Here is a 16959-nt window from a genome sequence, read left to right on the forward strand (position 1 = left end):
TATGATATTAATTTCAGCCCAACCGGATGACTATTATTTTTTGTGGCAATTAGAACTTCAGCTTCATAATTTTAAGACCTTAAATATTCCTAAAAACTTAATTCATGTGCTTATAGGCTATGATGTAACCAGAGGCCTTTCTTTAGAATTTGATGATTTTATTAAAGGAAATAAATATGGAACTTTTTTTACATATCCTGATACAAGAGAGAATAAAGAATATGTCTCATCAATCAGGCCACATTTAATAAAGCAACATTTAAAAGCAAATCCAGATATTAATGGGACATTTTTCTACCATGATTCTGATATTCTATTTAGGGAAATACCCAATTTTGATTTGCTTTCTAAAACAGAGACTTGGTTTGTATCAGATACGAGAAGCTATTTAGACAGTAAATATATAAAAACGCGGGAGTCAGATGAAATTTTTAATCAAATGTGTAAAATTGTTGGTGTTGACCCAGCATTAATTGTCTTAAATGATATTAATATGGGAGGTGCTCAATATTTGATAAAAAATAGTAGCTGGAATTTTTGGGACAAAGTAGAGTATGATTGTGAACGTTTATATTCATTTTTAAAAAGAAACGCTGTAAAGACAGCAGATATACAAGATAAAAAATTGTCAGAATATTTTGGGATTGATATCTGGTGTGCAGATATGTGGGCGCTTGCCTGGAACGCGATCTATTTAGGCACTCATTTAGAAGTTCATGAAGAACTGGATTTCTGCTGGCCTCATGATTCCAAATCAGAATGGTATAACAAAAAAATCCTTCATTACGCAGGTGTAACAAGAGGAGATTCAGTGCATTTTTATAAGGGTGAGTATATTCATTATTCTCCTTTTTATACAAGCTTAAGCCACATAAGTAATCAATATTGTAGTGATATTATTAAAACTATTATTGAAGAATATAAACTAACACTAACAGAATCAAGGATTAAATTAAAAGATGTTGTGTTTATTTTGCACGCTAATAATAATTCAGTTGAATATTTAGCTATTTTAAAAGCTCATTTATTTTTTATTGAAAGATTTTTTGATACTACAGTAATCTTAGTTGGACATTGGGAGGAGTCTTTGATTAAGAATGATCCTACCTTCTCCAAATACCGGTATATAATGTCAAAATCATTAAAACAGAATCCTAGAGAGGCTCTTTTAGACTTTCTTCGAAATAATTACAGCCATAAAATAATCATTTTACTAGATGCGTCTATTATCATACCACAAAAGCAAATCGTCCAGATTATAAATGCTATTAGACGTCAGAATAATGATATAATTATTCGGTGCAAAGGAGATATCTTTTTAGTTGATAATTTCTTTAAAAATATTTTTTATAAAACTCTAGATCCATTAGTATTAGCACACAATAGAAATAAGTTCGATTTAATAGATAAGACTGACTGGACAGAGCCTTTATTTATGAGATTCAAATTGTTTGAGAAATATTTCTCTATTAATGATAACCCCATCGACTCAAGAAATGATTTATTTACATCTCTAAATATTATTGAGGATATAAGAGATGTTCGAAGGCACTCTTACTCATTATGTAATACTTTCTAATAATGCAGCAGTTTAAAAAATCCATACTTGCACTGGCAGAAAATCTCACATTTGATAATTCTTTTGAACGATTAGGGTTGGACAAGGGAGTAATTGGAATGATTTTTACCGCATTTTCATTGTATGAATACACTTCAGATGAAAAATGGAAGAATCTAGCTCAACAAAGTTTTTCGTTTCTTGAAAAGAAATATGATACGATAAGGGATACTAGCTTTAGAAATGGAGCGATAGGTATTGGGTGGGGGATTGAAAGTCTATCCCATTTGAAATACCTTAATCTAAATACCGATGAGTATTTGGTAGATTTTGACAATCTTGCTTATAAGTTATCACTAGCCTCCAAATCGTTAAATCTATCTCTTGATGATGGCTGTCTAGGTATTTTTAGCTATATAACAAAAAGGTATGATAGTAGGAATTTCAAAACACATAGGTTTAAAAGGATATATTATCAAGATTGTTTAGTTATGCTAAGTAATAGAATTAATAGTTACATAAAGATTATCTTAGCAGATATAGACAATATTGGAATGGACGAACTAAATGACTTGTGTAATGTTTTAACCATTTTTTCGTCATTTTACGATTATCAAATTAATAAGCCAATAGTCGAGGAAATAATTTACTCTACTGTTACACTTTTATATAAGTTTTCGGATTCAAACATATTAATTAACCCTATGGAAAAAGGATCGAAAACTTTGCTTCTCCTTAATATCAATTATTCATTAATTTTTGCTGGAATAAAATTCAATAGCGATAAATGGTTTAACAAAGGGAAAGAAAACTTCGTAAATTATTATCAAAACATCTGTTCCATTGATAATAATTTATTGCTTAAGATCGTTTCCGTTGTTTCCAAGGCGCAGTATTGTCTTACAGGTTATGATTTATTAGACACCAATGTAAACGAAATTGCTAAATTCATACAAAGCGATTGGTCTTTTGCGAATGATAAATGTGCTTTGATTCGATATATGATTTCTTTAGACAAACCTAGCACCCTACCCCTAGCAAATTTATTATATATTTAATCTATATGCGTTGGGTAATTTTAAGGATTTACGCCACACCCTACGCAAAAATTAATAATAAATTAATAGCAAACGATTGATGCAGAATAGAAATCAAAAAAGTGCATTGAAATAATTTAGGACCAATAACTGAAACTGTGATACCATGTTAATTAGTTAAATTTATATAGCGATTTTACGATTTTGCTTTTTTATTAATTATCACAATCAGACGGTCGTTTGATGGTTATTTTTTTCTTTTTTTATCAAACAAATTTTTCATTTGAAAAAAAAATCATAACTTAGAGTAAGCATACAACTAGGCTTCTGGCAAATGCTTTTACTAATATAAACTGTTATGTATGAATATTGCAACCTCACCATGTCTATTAAGGCTTAAAGATTCGTTGTGTGAAATTTTATCTAGCGAGTCAGGCTCATTAGTACTTTCCAAACAATGTGATAATACAATTAATATTGTTGATCTTTTAACGGAGTTACATAACTTATTGGAGCCGAACGATCCGTTAAGATTTATTGAGAAAGAAAGTGGATCCTTTAAAGGTAAGTGCTTTGGAATAACTAATAGAGAGAGAGAAGTTCTTTCTTTAATTTTGGAAGAGTTTACTACTCAGGAAATATCTGAAAAATTATTTATAAGTGTACGTACTGTTGACAACCATAGAGCAAGTTTACTATCTAAATTAGGAGCTAAAAATTCGCTTGGGTTAGCGAAAATAGCTTATAAATATAAATTAATCACTTTCCCTTAAACATTTTATATCCCATGTTGTCTTGTCCTGCCATAGGTTTACGCCTAAATCAGACAAAAGATGGAAGAAAGAAGGTTTAAATCAAAGCAGCGACCGAGCCGTTATTTCAGTGTAAAGCAGAAGCGTGAAATCATCCGTGCTTATCAAGAAGGCAGTAAGTCAAAACAACAGATCTGGCAAGAATTCACTGGGCAACCGGTTGAAAAGGACAATACTGAAATTTATGCGTCAACTTGGTTATATTGATGAAGGAAGTACAAAGAAACCCCTTACATTCTATATGGAAGACAAAAAAGCAAAAAAAGTTTCCACAAGCGACGTTACCGTAGAATCTGATCAAAGAGGTGAAATTGCTCGTCTCAAACGTGAGCTGGAAGAATCTAGGATCAGGGAAGAATATTATTTGACAATGATCGAAAAAGCCGAAAGAGAATTACACATTGACATCAGAAAAAAGTCAAGTACCAAGTAATCCAGGAATTAAAAGGCAGATACAGCAAGGTCGGCCTAGCCCGTATCTGCCGAATACTCGGTACAACAAGACAGGCTTATTATCAATACTGGTGGCAGAGGGAAACCATAACAATTGAACATGAGCTAATCATACGAGAGGCTCTTCAGATAAGAAAAGACCACCGATATATGGGAACTCGCAAACTTTACGAGGTATTTTATCCCTTTCTTTTAGAGCATAATATAAAGATTGGTAGGGATGCATTATTTGAACTATTGGGTGAGCAGAGGCTTCTGGTCAAGCGTTATGAGCGCAGGATCTCCACAACAGATTCTTTCCATTTATACCGAAAATTCCCGAACCTTATTAAAAGTATGGTTCCCTGTACCAGAGTTTTCCGTCTACTCCCTCACCAATGTCTGTCCATTTCAATTTCTTCACGTCTGCATAGGAAAGTCCAGTGTAACAACAGAAGACAAAGATATCACGCACATGTGCTAGCCTTGGTATCTTGAACAACTTTTCCTCTATTCTCCGCAGTTCCGCATCTGTCAGAAACTCCTTCTCTTTAGCTTTCGCCTTGATCTTATAAAATGCGAATGGATCATCGGTGATCCAGCGATGTGCAATACAGATCTTGACTATTTTGCGAAGATGTTTCATGTATTTTGCAGCTGATACGGCTGAACAGCCCATTGTAGCACGCAGAAAGAATTCGTATCCGGTTACAAAACCATGATCAATCTTCCTAGTGTCAATATCTTCGACACTAAATTCCTTCTCTAGGTATACGATAACATGTGAAAGCGAGGTTTTATAACCTTTGAGCGTATTAGGTTTGAATCCATTACCCAAAAGCGCTTTCATCTGCATATTATGCTCCCTGAACACATCTAAGAAATTTTTACATTTAGTATCCTTTCCCTGATACTTAAGTTTGATCGATTCCGCTGTGATTTCCTCTGCGGCAGCCTTCATAGCGGTATGGATCGTACTTATTTTAGTTACGAGGGTATCAAGATAGCTGTTCAGGGTCTTGACAGTTTCGATCGTACCCTTTACCCGGTTGCCTTTTGAATTCCATTTTTATGGTTCACATTCACGTCCCGTGGAGACTTCTTTTGGGATACCATATACGGTAATTCGCATGTAGATTGGCTTGGGGCCACTAACATAATTTTTTGGTTTCTTCAGATAGAAGAGCAAGGAATAATTTGTACTCATGACAACATCATTTAAGTGAAACAAAATTAGCCTTGCAACTAAAACGGATCAAGATGTTTGATTTTTAAAAATCTTGATTATAAGGGTGTTATCATCATTTCAGTGAGTAGGTAAATGAGCGAAAATGACTCACTGATTGACTCACTTTTTTATTGGGAATTCGTGTAAGTTTTGTAGATACTGAAAAACAAAAAAGCCTGCAAACGCTTAATTTGCAGGCTTTTGTACGTTTTGACTTTTAGATCTGTAGCCCGTAGGGGAATCGAACCCCTGTTTCAAGAATGAAAATCTTGCGTCCTAACCCCTAGACGAACGGGCCTTTTTCTGTTTCGGTGTGCAAATATAGAAATATTTATAAAAGTGTCAAAATTTTTATCTTTTTTTTATTCATTTTTTTTGAAATAGATCATAAACCCCTCTAGAATAGCTATATTTAGAGTCATTGAAAAAGTAACCAACATGACTAATTTTAAAAAAATCAAAAAACCGCTACTCTATGCCGGACTAGGCTTGGCTTTATTAAGTCAGGAAGCCTATGCCCAGAAATCGAGTGCTATTGCAGATCAACTGCAACTCACCTGGAAGGTCAAAGACGGACAGAATATCCGTAAAAATCCGGTATCCACCCTAATTTTAAAAAACAAAGGAAAAAGCGCTGTTCAACTCAACGACTGGAGCCTCTGGTTTAATTTTATTCGCTCTATTGATCCCGATAAGGTCGACAAACGTTTTGCGATAGACCACCGAAACGGAGATCTCTTTCAGGTTAGCTTTAAGAAAAATAACTTTTTATTAAATGCGCAAGATACAGTCCACATCGATTTTATCACGACTGGACTGGTCAATTATACGGATGGACCAATTGGTCTATACCTAAAAAATAATAAAACTGGGCTTGCAACAAATATTTCGGATTATGCTGCGGCTAAAATTGCTCCCCAGTCCGACGCTGAAAAAACAGATTACTTTGCTTATAAATACGATCAAAATAAGCTGGTAGAGGGTATAGCAGCACAGCATATCATCCCTTTACCAAGCAATATCAGCATCAATAATAATGAAAAATTCAACCTATCGACAGATACAAAACTGTTTGTTGACCATGAATTTGCTAGCGAAGGAGTCTTTCTGACAGACTTCCTGAACAGCTATTCAGGCGTTAAGCTAGCAGCTTCATCCAGTCCACAAGGCGGCATTGAAATTGTCAAAACAAACAACTTAAAGCCCGAATCCTATCACTTGACGATTGGTGCTAAAGGTATACGAATAGAGGCTTCTGATAAAGCTGGTGCATTTTATGCCATACAATCGTTAAAATCGTTGATCAATCACAGTCAATGGAACAAAGGCATAAAATCGATCACATTACCATTCGGCAACATTGAAGATAGCCCGCGCTATGGTTACCGTGGATTTATGCTGGATGCTGCCCGTAATTTCCATAGCAAAGCCGAGGTTTTAAGAATATTGGATCTCATGGCTTCTTACAAGTTGAACAAGTTCCATTTCCACTTCATTGACGACGAAGGTTGGCGATTGGAAATTCCAACCCTACCCGAATTAACGGCCATCGGAGCCAACCGTTCGGCTAATTTTGAAGATGGAAAGGCTATACAGTCTGCTTATGGTTCTGGAGCGACAGCCAAATCGCATCAATTCTACAGTGTTGCTGACTATATCGAAATTTTAAAATATGCACAGGCAAGACACATCGATGTCATACCCGAGGTCGAAACTCCTGGTCATGCGCGTGCTGCAATCAAAGCAATGCGTGCGCGTTTTGTACATTATTCAAACCTTGGCGATAAACAAAAGGCAGAGGAATTCTTGCTGGACGATGCAGAGGACAAATCCGTTTACAATTCTGCACAAAACTGGAATGACAATGTCATGAACCCCGCCCTACCTTCAACCTATCACTTCCTGAGCAAGGTGATCGATGAAATCAAAGCGATGCATGATCAGGCTGGGGTTCCGTTGAAAATTATCGATTTGGGAGGCGACGAGACGCCAAGTGGTGTTTGGGAAAAATCGCCAAAGGTATTGGCCTTTATGAAGGAAAATAATATCGCCAATGTACTCGACGTATGGCCACTGTATATTACCAAAATTAATACCCTTGTTCAAGAAAAAGGGCTGACGATGTCTGGATGGGAAGAAATGGGTATGCGCAATAAAGGAAAAGGCATGGTTGTAAATGCCGATCTAGGAAAATCCGACATCCATTTGAACGTATGGAACAATCTCCCTGGACAAGGACAGGAAGACCTCGCTTATCGATTGGCAAATGCAGGATATAAAGTTGTTTATACGAGTGCTGCAAACAACTACCTGGATATGTCTTGGGACCGTGATTTTGCTGATCCAGGACACAGTTGGGTTGGTACGGTTAATTTGAATAGAACTTATTCGTTTTCTCCTGAAAATTTCTTCATCAATCTGCGCAAGGATGACACAGGAAAAGATCTTAGGCCTGAGGCATACACCAATAAAGAACAGCTTACAGCGGAAGGGAAGAAAAACCTCCTCGGTATCAAAGGGGCCTTATGGGCAGAAAAGGTATCTACTGACCAACGTCTTGAGGAAATGATATTTCCACGTTTAATAGCGATTGCTGACCGCGCGTGGGCACCCGAACAAACCTGGGAAAAAGGAAATTCTTTTAACGAGGCCATTTACCGTAAATCATATACCTCCTTTATCAAAAAATTAGGTGAGGATGAATTGAGAAAACTGGATAGGGTAAATGGAGGCTATACCTATCGACTTCCTAAAATAGGAATCAAGAAAGAAGGTAGCCAACTCCTTATCAATACCGATTATCCCGGTTTTAAAGTCTACTATAGCGAAAACGGCACTACGCCAACTTTGAAATCTAAACTTGTGAACGGTCCAATACCATTCCAAACTGGAAAGAAATACTTATTTAAGGTATTTGATGCGAGAGGACGATCAGGTGATGTGATTAGCTATTAATATCGGGATTCAAAATGATGGATACTATTGGCGTTAATAATAGCAAAGCACGAAGCTATCTTAAAGTAATTTCGATCACTTTAAGAATTGGCTATTCGAAACGACACTCGGGCTGATCGTGACAAATAGAAAAAAAATAGGGCTGTCCAAGATTGGGCAGCCCTATTTTTATAAGTCCTAATTTTTTTAAGTGGCTCAGGACTTTTTTATGTCGTCAGACAGTTATTTTATAGTCAGACAATTATTCTAGTCAAATTTCCATCTTACGAACGCTTCAATAGCTTCATAATTTGCAAGACCTAATTGGTCATATAAAGCTGCGGTTTCGCTTGTACGGTCTTCAGCACGGACCCAGAATTCACGTGGATCATCTCCAGGGAATACAGGTAAATCTTTTTGAGATTGGTGTTTGAAGATGGCTAAACGTTTGCGATAAACTTCTTGTGGAGATAATGGAACGGCCATTTGGATCTCGTGGATTGGGTATTCATGCCATGCTCCTCTGTATAACCACAACCAACAATCTTTGGTCCACTCATCTGTTTTGCTCAATCTGCTCAATGCTTCAAACAAGATATCGAAACATACTTTATGCGTACCATGTGGGTCAGCAAAGTCACCTGCAGCAAATACCTGATGTGGTTTTACCTGACGCAACAATTCCATTGTTTGTTGAATATCATCTTCAAAAGATACATTTTTTGAAAACTTCTGTCTATCATAGAAGGGTAAATCCTGGAAATGGATATTTTCATCTGGCAAACCAACCAAACGAGCTCCTGCGATCGCCTCACCCTTACGGATCAATGCTTTGATTTTACGGACAAGTTCAGTATCGATCTGATTTGGTTTTTTTGTCGCAAAAATTGCTCTTTCCTCATCATAAATTCGACCGATCTGAGAAGCTTCCGCCTCTGCCCCTATTTGTTTTGCTAAATCTTCAGCAAACTCCAGATAACGTACCACATCATCATCCCAAACAGCTGTATTACCACAAGTTTGATAAGCAACATGGACATTGTGTCCTTGGTCTGCCAGACGAATAAATGTACCCCCCATCGAGATGACATCATCATCCGGGTGTGGAGAAAATACAATCACATTTTTCTTCGCTGGATTGGCACGCTCAGGACGTTGTGAATCGTCAACATTGGGTTTACCTCCCGGCCATCCCGTGATCGTATGTTGAAGTTCGTTGAATATACGGATGTTGATATTATATGCCGGACCGGTTTCTGTAACCAACTTCGCCATTCCGTGTGCATTATAATCCTCGTCGGTAAGTTTCAGGATTGGTTTTTTGATCTCTAAAGCTAACCAAACAACTGCTTTTTTAATTAACGAAGGTGTCCAAGTAACATCTTCAGCTAACCAAGGAAGATCAAAACGTGTCAACAATGAAGCAGCAGCTTCATCAAGAATAAATTCAACGTTATCCGATAATTGTAGATAAGTTGCAGGAATCTCTGAGGAGATTTCACCTTCAACTGCTTTTTTAATGATCTCAGCCTTTGTTTCGGTCCAAGCCATCAAAATAATCTCTCTCGCTTTGAAAATTGTACCTACACCCATGGTAATCGCTTTTGTTGGTACATTTTCTTTTCCACCAAAAGCACGGGAAGCATCGCGACGAGTTAAATCGTCCAACGTTACGACACGTGTACCTGAGTTAGGTGCAGAACCTGGCTCATTGAATCCGATATGGCCTGTACGGCCAATACCTAGTAATTGAATATCTAAACCTCCTGCTGCCGTAATCTTCTGTTCGTACGCCTCACAGAATGCATTTACTTGATCAGAAGCTAAGGTACCATCTGGAATATTTACATTGGCTGCATCAATATCTACGTGGTCGAACAAGTTTTTGTTCATAAAGGTTACATAGCTCTGATCAGCATCAGGTTGCATAGGGTAGTATTCGTCAAGATTGAAGGTAATCACGTTCTTAAAGCTTAAACCTTCTTCTTTATGCAAACGAATCAATTCTTGATAGACTTTTACCGGTGTGGCACCGGTAGCAAGGCCCAGAACAGCTTTCTCACCTTTCTCTTGCTTTGCACGAATAATTTCAGCAATACGATTTGCAACGTTTTTCGAAGCTGAATTTTGATCTGGATAGACGCTCACAGGGACTTTTTCGAAGCGCGTTTCTTCCAATAAATTTAATCTAGCCATTTTATGGGTATGTTGATAAACGTGAATTACAAATTTATAAAATTAGTACCTCAAGTTGAAGTAAAATTTTAATAAAGTGGTTCTTTCTTAGCAATATTTTAAATAAAACCTTTTAGCTATTCTTTTAGGTCAATAATACGATTATACCTTATTCAAAATCTCGACGGCTTTTAATAGCGTTTCATCCTTTTTAGCGAAACAGACCCGCAAAACTTGTTGATTTGTAGCTTCTTTATAGAACGCCGAAAGTGGGATTGTTGCAATTTTGTGTTGCCTGGTTAACAAACAAGCAAACTCAAATTCTTTCTCCTGACTGATAGCACTATAATCTATATTAAGGAAATAAGTTCCTTCGCAAGGAAGAATCTTAAACCGGGATCCCCTTAATCCGTCCTTCAACAAATTCCTTTTCCGCTCAAAAAAATACGATAGGCCTTTGACATAACTTATATCCTCCAGATATGCTGCAATAGCGAATTGCATGGGCGTATTTACGCTAAATACATTGAATTGATGTACCTTTCTAAATTCTTGAGTTAATTGCGGCGGGGCAATGCAATAACCAATCTTCCAACCCGTGGTATGCAACAACTTTCCAAAGGAAGCAATAACAAAACTTCGCTCCCGCAAAGTGGGTATTTCCAGTACCGATTGCGGGGAAGCTCCGTCAAACACAATATGCTCGTATACCTCATCGCTCAGCAACAATGCGTTGGTACCTGATAACAAATCCCCAAGTTTAATCAATTCTTCTCTACCAAGTACTTTGCCTGTTGGATTATTCGGATTATTGATGATTATTAAACGGGTTTTGGAATTAACTAACGTAGCTACGTAATCCCAGTCAATCTGAAAATCAGGAGCCAATAATCGCACGGGAACAACTTTACCGCCGAACAATTCGATAGTCGGCGCATAACAATCGTATGCCGGTTCAAAGATAATAACCTCATCCTGTGGATTAACAACTGTGGCAATAGCTGTAAAAATTGCTTGTGTACCGCCAGATGTCACAGTAAGCTCTGCTGTTGCATCAACCGCCACGTCATAAACTTCACGATATTTTTTAGCGATAGTATCACGTAATGCCTGTGCCCCAATCATTGGCGCATATTGGTTATGCCCCTGTTCCATTGCCTTAGACACGAATTGAACCAACTTCGGATCGGTCTCAAAGTCAGGAAAACCTTGCGACAGATTTAAGGCTTGCTGCTCATTGGCAAGCATCGTCATTTTGGTAAAGATCGTCGTGCCGACATGTGGAAGTTTAGAAGTTAGGTTGAAGTTCATTTTTTGACATTTTATTAATCTACTAAATTAGTGGATTTTCTTATATTTGTAAATATATATAAGAATAATAACATGATAAAATACATCACACTACTTTTTTTAGTTCTGCCATTCTTTGGTTCTGCACAAAAAAAAGAACTTACCAAAGAGGAGTATATTGCACGCGTTAAGGCCGCTCCGGATTCAATCTCGACATTGGTTGACTTGCGTAGAGTCGGCGGTTATGACCCTGTATACCCCGAGCTTCAAGCGCTTTATAATACCTTGAGTAAAAATGTCAAGAATTCAAGTGAAGGAAAAGAGTTCCAAGACTACTTAAATACGTTGGAAACGGTTCAAATTGGAAAAACAGCTCCCGCGTTTACGCAAAATGATACTACTGGTAACCCTGTAAAGCTTTCGGACTTTAAAGGAAAGTATGTTCTCCTTGATTTTTGGGCATCTTGGTGCCCGGATTGCCGTGTCGAAAGCCCAGATCTTGTAAAAACATACCAACAATTTAAAGGTGAAAACTTTGAAATATTGGGTATATCCTTTGATAAGGATCGCAATTCTTGGATTAAAGCCATCCATGCAGATAAATTGCACTGGCGTCATGTTTCGGATCTCAAACGTTGGCAAAATGATGTCGGAACATTATATGGCGTAAAATCTATTCCTCAGAATGTACTGATCGATCCTAATGGGAAAATCGTCGCCAAGAATTTACATGGTGATGCTTTACGCGCGAAATTGAAAGAAGTCTTGAAAAAGTAAACTATAGACGATCCATAAAAAAGACCATGTTTTAGTAAAAGCATGGTCTTTTTATTTTTATTCTTTGAAGAAGGCCATTTTTCTGAAAAAATCTATTTTAAGATGATCCCAGTAAATTAGGATATTAAACGATTGATTACCCCTTTTTCTCGCTTAGCCAAACAAAGCACTGAAGATGTCCTCCAATTTGGCAACCGGACGAATGGCAATATTATATTTTTTAGCATCCAATCCTTTGGTATTGAATTTAGAAATAAAAATACCATCAAAGCCCAACTTCTCGGCCTCCTGTATACGCTGTTCAATGCGATTTACGGCCCTTATCTCACCCGATAAACCAACCTCACCGGCAAAAGTCAGATTGGATCGAATCGCGATATCTTGTTGTGAAGAAATAATTGCAACAACAACAGCCAAATCAATCGCAGGATCTTCAACACGCAACCCACCGGCAATATTCAAAAACACATCCTGTGCACTTAACCTAAAGCCAAAGCGTTTCTCCAAAACAGCCAGCAGCATATTTAATCGCTTCGTATCGTAACCTGTAGAAGAGCGCTGAGCATTTCCAAACGCCGAATTACTCACCAGTGCCTGCACTTCAATCATCATAGGGCGCACTCCTTCGAGCATCGCCGCAATGGAAACGCCACTAACAGGTTCATCGCGCTGGGAAATCATAATCTCCGAAGGATTTGACACTTCCCTCAATCCCGACCCCTGCATTTCATAAATACCGAGTTCTGAAGCAGATCCAAAACGATTCTTTACGGCCCGTAAAATTCGGTATACATGATGACGATCACCCTCAAATTGAAGCACCGTATCCACCATATGTTCTAAAACCTTGGGGCCTGCAATAGATCCGTCCTTGGTAATATGCCCTACAATAAAAACTGGTGTACTGGTTTCCTTTGCAAACCGCAGCAATTCTGCGGTACATTCGCGTACCTGAGAAACCGACCCTGGTGCCGATTCAATTTGTGCGGAATGTAAAGTCTGTATAGAATCTATTACAATGACGTTCGGCTGTACCGTCTCGATCTGCTTGAAAATATTTTGAGTAGATGTCTCGGTAAGGATATAACAATTTGCTTTAGAAGATTGTGACAATCGCTCTGCCCGCATCTTAATTTGCTGTTCGCTTTCCTCCCCAGAAATATAAAGTGTCTTGACTTGTGGAATCGACAAAGCGAGCTGTAACATCAACGTAGACTTCCCAATACCAGGTTCGCCTCCGATAAGTACCAATGAACCCGGAACGATACCACCACCAAGAACCCGGTTAAACTCCTGATCAGGAGTCAATATCCGTAATTCATCCTGATAGACAATCTCGTGAATGATTGCAGCTTTATTCGCTCTTTTCGTGCTTCCGCCTGTGGTAGAACTACGCCATTCGGGCACTTTTGAACTCGTCTTTTCGACGACTTCCTCAACAAAACTATTCCATTGCTTGCAAGAAGGGCATTGTCCCATCCATTTGGGAGATTCGTAGCCACAGTTTTGACAGAAGTATGCTGATTTTGATTTTGCCATGCTACGAAATTACAAATTTATAGCTGTTAAAAGCGTAATATCATGCCCCATACGTATTATATTACCCAGGATATTACGCAAGGACTGATCAGCCTTTCCATAATGCTACTTCTATGGCGGCTTAAGTCAATATACAGTATATTACATTACTAGATACCACATCACTATTTTAACAATAAGTCAACACTGCTGCGTGTATACTGGAACCTTACTGACAAACCTTAAAAAAAACCGAAGTGTTTATTCTTCATTTTCTTTTAAGATCCGCAAGAAATTTTGTCCCATGATCTTCGCAACATCCGTTTTTGTATAACCTCTCTCCAACAGCGCTTTGGTCAGTAGCGGAAATTTAGAAACATCTTCCAGACCTTGGGGTGAGGATTCTATGCCATCGAAGTCCGAGCCTACAGCAACATGATCAATACCCACTTTTTTGACCAAATAGTCGATATGATCCAATAATTTCGACAGTGGAGCATCGGCTTGCCGTTGAAGTTCTTTTGGCAACTTTTCATACATAGACCAAGTACTCAATTTTGTATCCCCGTTATCACCAAATTTACCCACATACAAATCCTTAAGCCTTGTTTCGTAGGATGGATCCAAAAAACCTGAATAAAAATTGACACCAACAACGCCCCCATTTTTTTTCAAAGCTTCCAATTGTGCATCTTTCAAATTGCGGAAATGTGGACATAATTCATAGGCGTTGCTATGGGAAACCAAGATCGGTTTGGTCGTTATCGCCAGCACGTCATAGAAAGTCTGCTCTCCTCCATGGGACAGATCAACCATCATCCCTAATTCGTTCATCTTCCGGATAATTGCTCGACCTTTTGCCGTCAACCCTTTATCCTTGGGATTCATACGACCTGACTCCATTGCAGCACAACTCGCCCAGGACAAATTGTAGTTCCAGGTCAAAGTGAGGTATTTGGCACCACGCTCATAGAGTCGCATTAAATGATCAACACTTCCCTCAATCATATTTCCGCCTTCAACCCCAATCAAAGCGACTATTTTCCCCGTTTTTAAGATCGAATCGATATCACGTGAAGATTTTGCCAAACTTATTTTATCGGTGTTCGCCGCAATCATCTTTTCCAATGCATCTATCTGGTCATTGGCGTGCTTAAATGCCCCGGATTTCCACTTCGCATCATCAGACCACACAGCAAATACCTGCACATCGACACCTCCCTCCCGCAGTCGCGGTAAATCAGTAGCTCCCGAACTTATTCGCTGACCAATATTTTTCCCCTGGAAAATGGATTCGTAAATCACATCATTGTGTCCGTCGACGACCACCAAATCTTGGTGTATCTGTTTATAGTCTTGACTATATCCGACATTGTTGAGTGTCGTCATTGCTAGTCCAAGTAATAGCAGGCCTTTTATCATTTTTGACTTTCATTGATCGTTTCATAAATAGCGTCCTGAATCCTGCTTCTGATATTCAGGTCCAACAGCTTGGTACTCACCTGAGGATGTACGCGATTAGACAAAAAGATATAGATCAGTTGATTCTGCGGATCAATCCAGATACATGTTCCTGTATAGCCAGTATGTCCAAATACAGAGCTATTCGCTAACTTAGATGGATATTCATTTTTTGGGTTTGGATCCCAACGGTCAAAACCTAAGCCCCGACGACTGCTTGTCGATTGCCTGGAGGTAAATAAATCTATTGTTTCAGTTTTAAAGTAGCGCTCCCCCCCGTACTCTCCTCTATTCAATAACAGTTGACCATAGATTGCCAAATCATTTGCGGTAGCAAATAATCCGGCATGCCCGGCAATACCGCCAGCCATTGCTGCACCTTGATCGTGGACATAGCCTTCTAGCAATATTTTCCGAAAGGAGGTATCCTGTTCGGTAGGAACGATTTCATCCTTTGCAAAACGCTCTCGGGGAAGGTAACCCGCACGCGTCATCCCCAATGGCCTGTAAAAGTTCTCCTGCACATAATCTTGCAGAGGTTCGGCGGTCTGATGTTCTGCAACTTCCTTCATCACGTACATACTGATATCACTATAAACATAATTTCCAGTGGGTTTTACAGGTGATTTTAGCATCTCGGGCCACATGAAATCGCGGTAATAATTGTTGAGAATATAGCTATTGTCGGCCATTTTTACTTGATGGTTATCATCGCGGACTGAAACAACGTCTCCAGCTTTCAGATATTTATAGAAGGGAATAAAAGGTGTAAATCCTGCTTCATGCAACATGACGGAACGAAGCTTGATATCCTTTTTATTGGTATACTTTGCCTGCCATAGGTAATGTCCCATGGTACTATCCAAATTAATAATATTCCGCTCGGTAAGCCGCATAATTACAGGAGTAGTACCGGCAATCTTACTGACAGATGCGAGATCAAAAATATCAGTTGTTTTTGTGGGAATATCTTTGGAATATGTGTGAAATCCGTAAGATTTCTCCAAAAGTACTTGCCCGTCTTTCACGATCATGACAACAGCTCCCGGTGTTGCTTGCTTATCAATAGCTTCTTGTGCAATGGCATCAATTTTCTTCGTCAATTTGGTCAGGTTCAGATTAGAACTTGATGCCGCGCCATATTGCAGCCTTGTCTGTGTGGTTTTGGCATGACCCGCAGTGATAGGAATCCCACCAAAAATAGACATTGCCATCTGACGCTGTCCAATCTCTGAAAAAGGAGCAAGTAATTCGATCAAATCAGACTGTGAATGCTCCGATAAACTCTTTTTGCTCTTTTCATTTTCAAAAAAATGACAAAGGATAACTTTTTTATTGTTTAATACGGCCTGCTTCAACTGTGCTAGACAATCTGCATCTAAGTCATCTTCTTTTCCAGCCACAATAATGGTGTTATAATATTTGATGTCCTCATCAAATTTATTAAAATCAAAGATTTTGGTGTTTGCATAGCGGGCCAACTGTTCTGTGAACATCGCATATTTTGCAGCGTTAGGAACGACAACTGCAATACGAAGTTGATCCAGGTTTTCTAAAGGTAGCAACTGATCGAGGTTATTAAACAGTATCGTTTCGTTCTTAATCGTAGACTTATATTGAGCAAACAGGGGGCTAATACAGAACAAACCTGCAAATAAAGCCCCAAAAAATCGTTTTTTCATTCTGCTTTTATCGTTTTTTAGGTTCTATCAAATAAAAATACGAATTAAATAACGA

The 16959-nt window shown here is 38.4% G+C and carries 14 protein-coding genes and 1 tRNA gene; 7 read left to right on the forward strand and 8 right to left on the reverse strand.

What is annotated here, in order from left to right; genetic code table 11:
• The first annotated feature begins 1 nt into the window (after position 1).
• From ACHWSC_RS10980 to ACHWSC_RS11000, 5 genes are all read left to right on the forward strand, one after another.
• On the forward strand, positions 2-1579 hold the full coding sequence (locus tag ACHWSC_RS10980) for a hypothetical protein (RefSeq protein ID WP_394676806.1): 1578 nt from the start codon (positions 2-4) through the stop codon (positions 1577-1579).
• A gap of 2 nt (positions 1580-1581) precedes the next feature.
• Entirely contained in the window at positions 1582-2616 is a 1035-nt protein-coding gene (locus ACHWSC_RS10985) for a lanthionine synthetase LanC family protein (RefSeq protein WP_394676807.1), read from the forward strand.
• Positions 2617-2957: 341 nt separating this feature from the next.
• Positions 2958-3368, forward strand: a complete 411-nt coding sequence (locus tag ACHWSC_RS10990; protein WP_394676808.1) for a response regulator transcription factor — start codon at positions 2958-2960, stop codon at positions 3366-3368.
• Positions 3369-3428: 60 nt separating this feature from the next.
• On the forward strand, positions 3429-3614 hold the full coding sequence (locus ACHWSC_RS10995) for a hypothetical protein (protein ID WP_394676809.1): 186 nt from the start codon (positions 3429-3431) through the stop codon (positions 3612-3614).
• Positions 3592-3840: a hypothetical protein gene (locus ACHWSC_RS11000; RefSeq protein ID WP_394676810.1), complete on the forward strand. Its 249-nt coding sequence runs from the start codon at positions 3592-3594 to the stop codon at positions 3838-3840. Before ACHWSC_RS10995 ends, ACHWSC_RS11000 begins: the two co-directional genes overlap by 23 nt.
• Positions 3841-4188: 348 nt before the next feature.
• Here ACHWSC_RS11000 and ACHWSC_RS11005 read toward each other — a convergent pair whose 3' ends face one another.
• The 3 genes from ACHWSC_RS11005 to ACHWSC_RS11015 form a co-directional block, all read right to left on the reverse strand.
• Positions 4189-4800, reverse strand: a complete 612-nt coding sequence (locus ACHWSC_RS11005) for a tyrosine-type recombinase/integrase (RefSeq protein ID WP_394676811.1) — start codon at positions 4798-4800, stop codon at positions 4189-4191.
• A gap of 108 nt (positions 4801-4908) precedes the next feature.
• Positions 4909-5046, reverse strand: a complete 138-nt coding sequence (locus ACHWSC_RS11010; protein WP_394676812.1) for a hypothetical protein — start codon at positions 5044-5046, stop codon at positions 4909-4911.
• Positions 5047-5293: 247 nt separating this feature from the next.
• Positions 5294-5365: transfer RNA gene (locus ACHWSC_RS11015), tRNA-Glu, on the reverse strand.
• A gap of 140 nt (positions 5366-5505) precedes the next feature.
• On the opposite strand from ACHWSC_RS11015, the gene ACHWSC_RS11020 reads away from it, so the two are divergent.
• Positions 5506-8022 carry a family 20 glycosylhydrolase gene (locus ACHWSC_RS11020; protein ID WP_394676813.1) on the forward strand — a complete coding sequence of 839 codons (2517 nt, stop codon included), beginning with the start codon at positions 5506-5508 and terminating at the stop codon, positions 8020-8022.
• A 246-nt stretch (positions 8023-8268) separates the two neighbouring features.
• On the opposite strand, the gene nagB is transcribed toward ACHWSC_RS11020, so the two are convergent.
• Positions 8269-10197, reverse strand: coding sequence for a glucosamine-6-phosphate deaminase (gene nagB, locus ACHWSC_RS11025; RefSeq protein WP_201666900.1), 1929 nt, complete (start codon positions 10195-10197; stop codon positions 8269-8271).
• Positions 10198-10338: 141 nt separating this feature from the next.
• Positions 10339-11487, reverse strand: coding sequence for a methionine aminotransferase (locus ACHWSC_RS11030; protein ID WP_394676814.1), 1149 nt, complete (start codon positions 11485-11487; stop codon positions 10339-10341).
• A 72-nt stretch (positions 11488-11559) separates the two neighbouring features.
• Here ACHWSC_RS11030 and ACHWSC_RS11035 point away from each other — a divergent pair, with 72 nt between their 5' ends.
• Complete coding sequence (locus ACHWSC_RS11035; protein WP_159332607.1) at positions 11560-12243, forward strand: peroxiredoxin; 684 nt, start codon at positions 11560-11562, stop codon at positions 12241-12243.
• Positions 12244-12396: 153 nt separating this feature from the next.
• On the opposite strand, the gene radA is transcribed toward ACHWSC_RS11035, so the two are convergent.
• The 3 genes from radA to ACHWSC_RS11050 all read right to left on the reverse strand — a co-directional run bounded on the left by radA (position 12397) and on the right by ACHWSC_RS11050 (position 16904).
• A complete protein-coding gene (gene radA / locus ACHWSC_RS11040; protein WP_075990497.1) occupies positions 12397-13782 on the reverse strand; it encodes a DNA repair protein RadA in 1386 nt (461 codons plus the stop codon).
• Positions 13783-14022: 240 nt separating this feature from the next.
• A complete protein-coding gene (locus ACHWSC_RS11045) occupies positions 14023-15183 on the reverse strand; it encodes a dipeptidase (RefSeq protein WP_394676815.1) in 1161 nt (386 codons plus the stop codon).
• Positions 15180-16904, reverse strand: coding sequence for a serine hydrolase domain-containing protein (locus ACHWSC_RS11050; protein ID WP_394676816.1), 1725 nt, complete (start codon positions 16902-16904; stop codon positions 15180-15182). The genes ACHWSC_RS11045 and ACHWSC_RS11050 overlap by 4 nt, the downstream gene beginning before the upstream one ends.
• Positions 16905-16959: the final 55 nt, after the last annotated feature.

The sequence above is a fragment of the uncultured Sphingobacterium sp. genome (genome assembly GCF_964277905.1).
Taxonomy (GTDB): domain Bacteria; phylum Bacteroidota; class Bacteroidia; order Sphingobacteriales; family Sphingobacteriaceae; genus Sphingobacterium; species Sphingobacterium siyangense.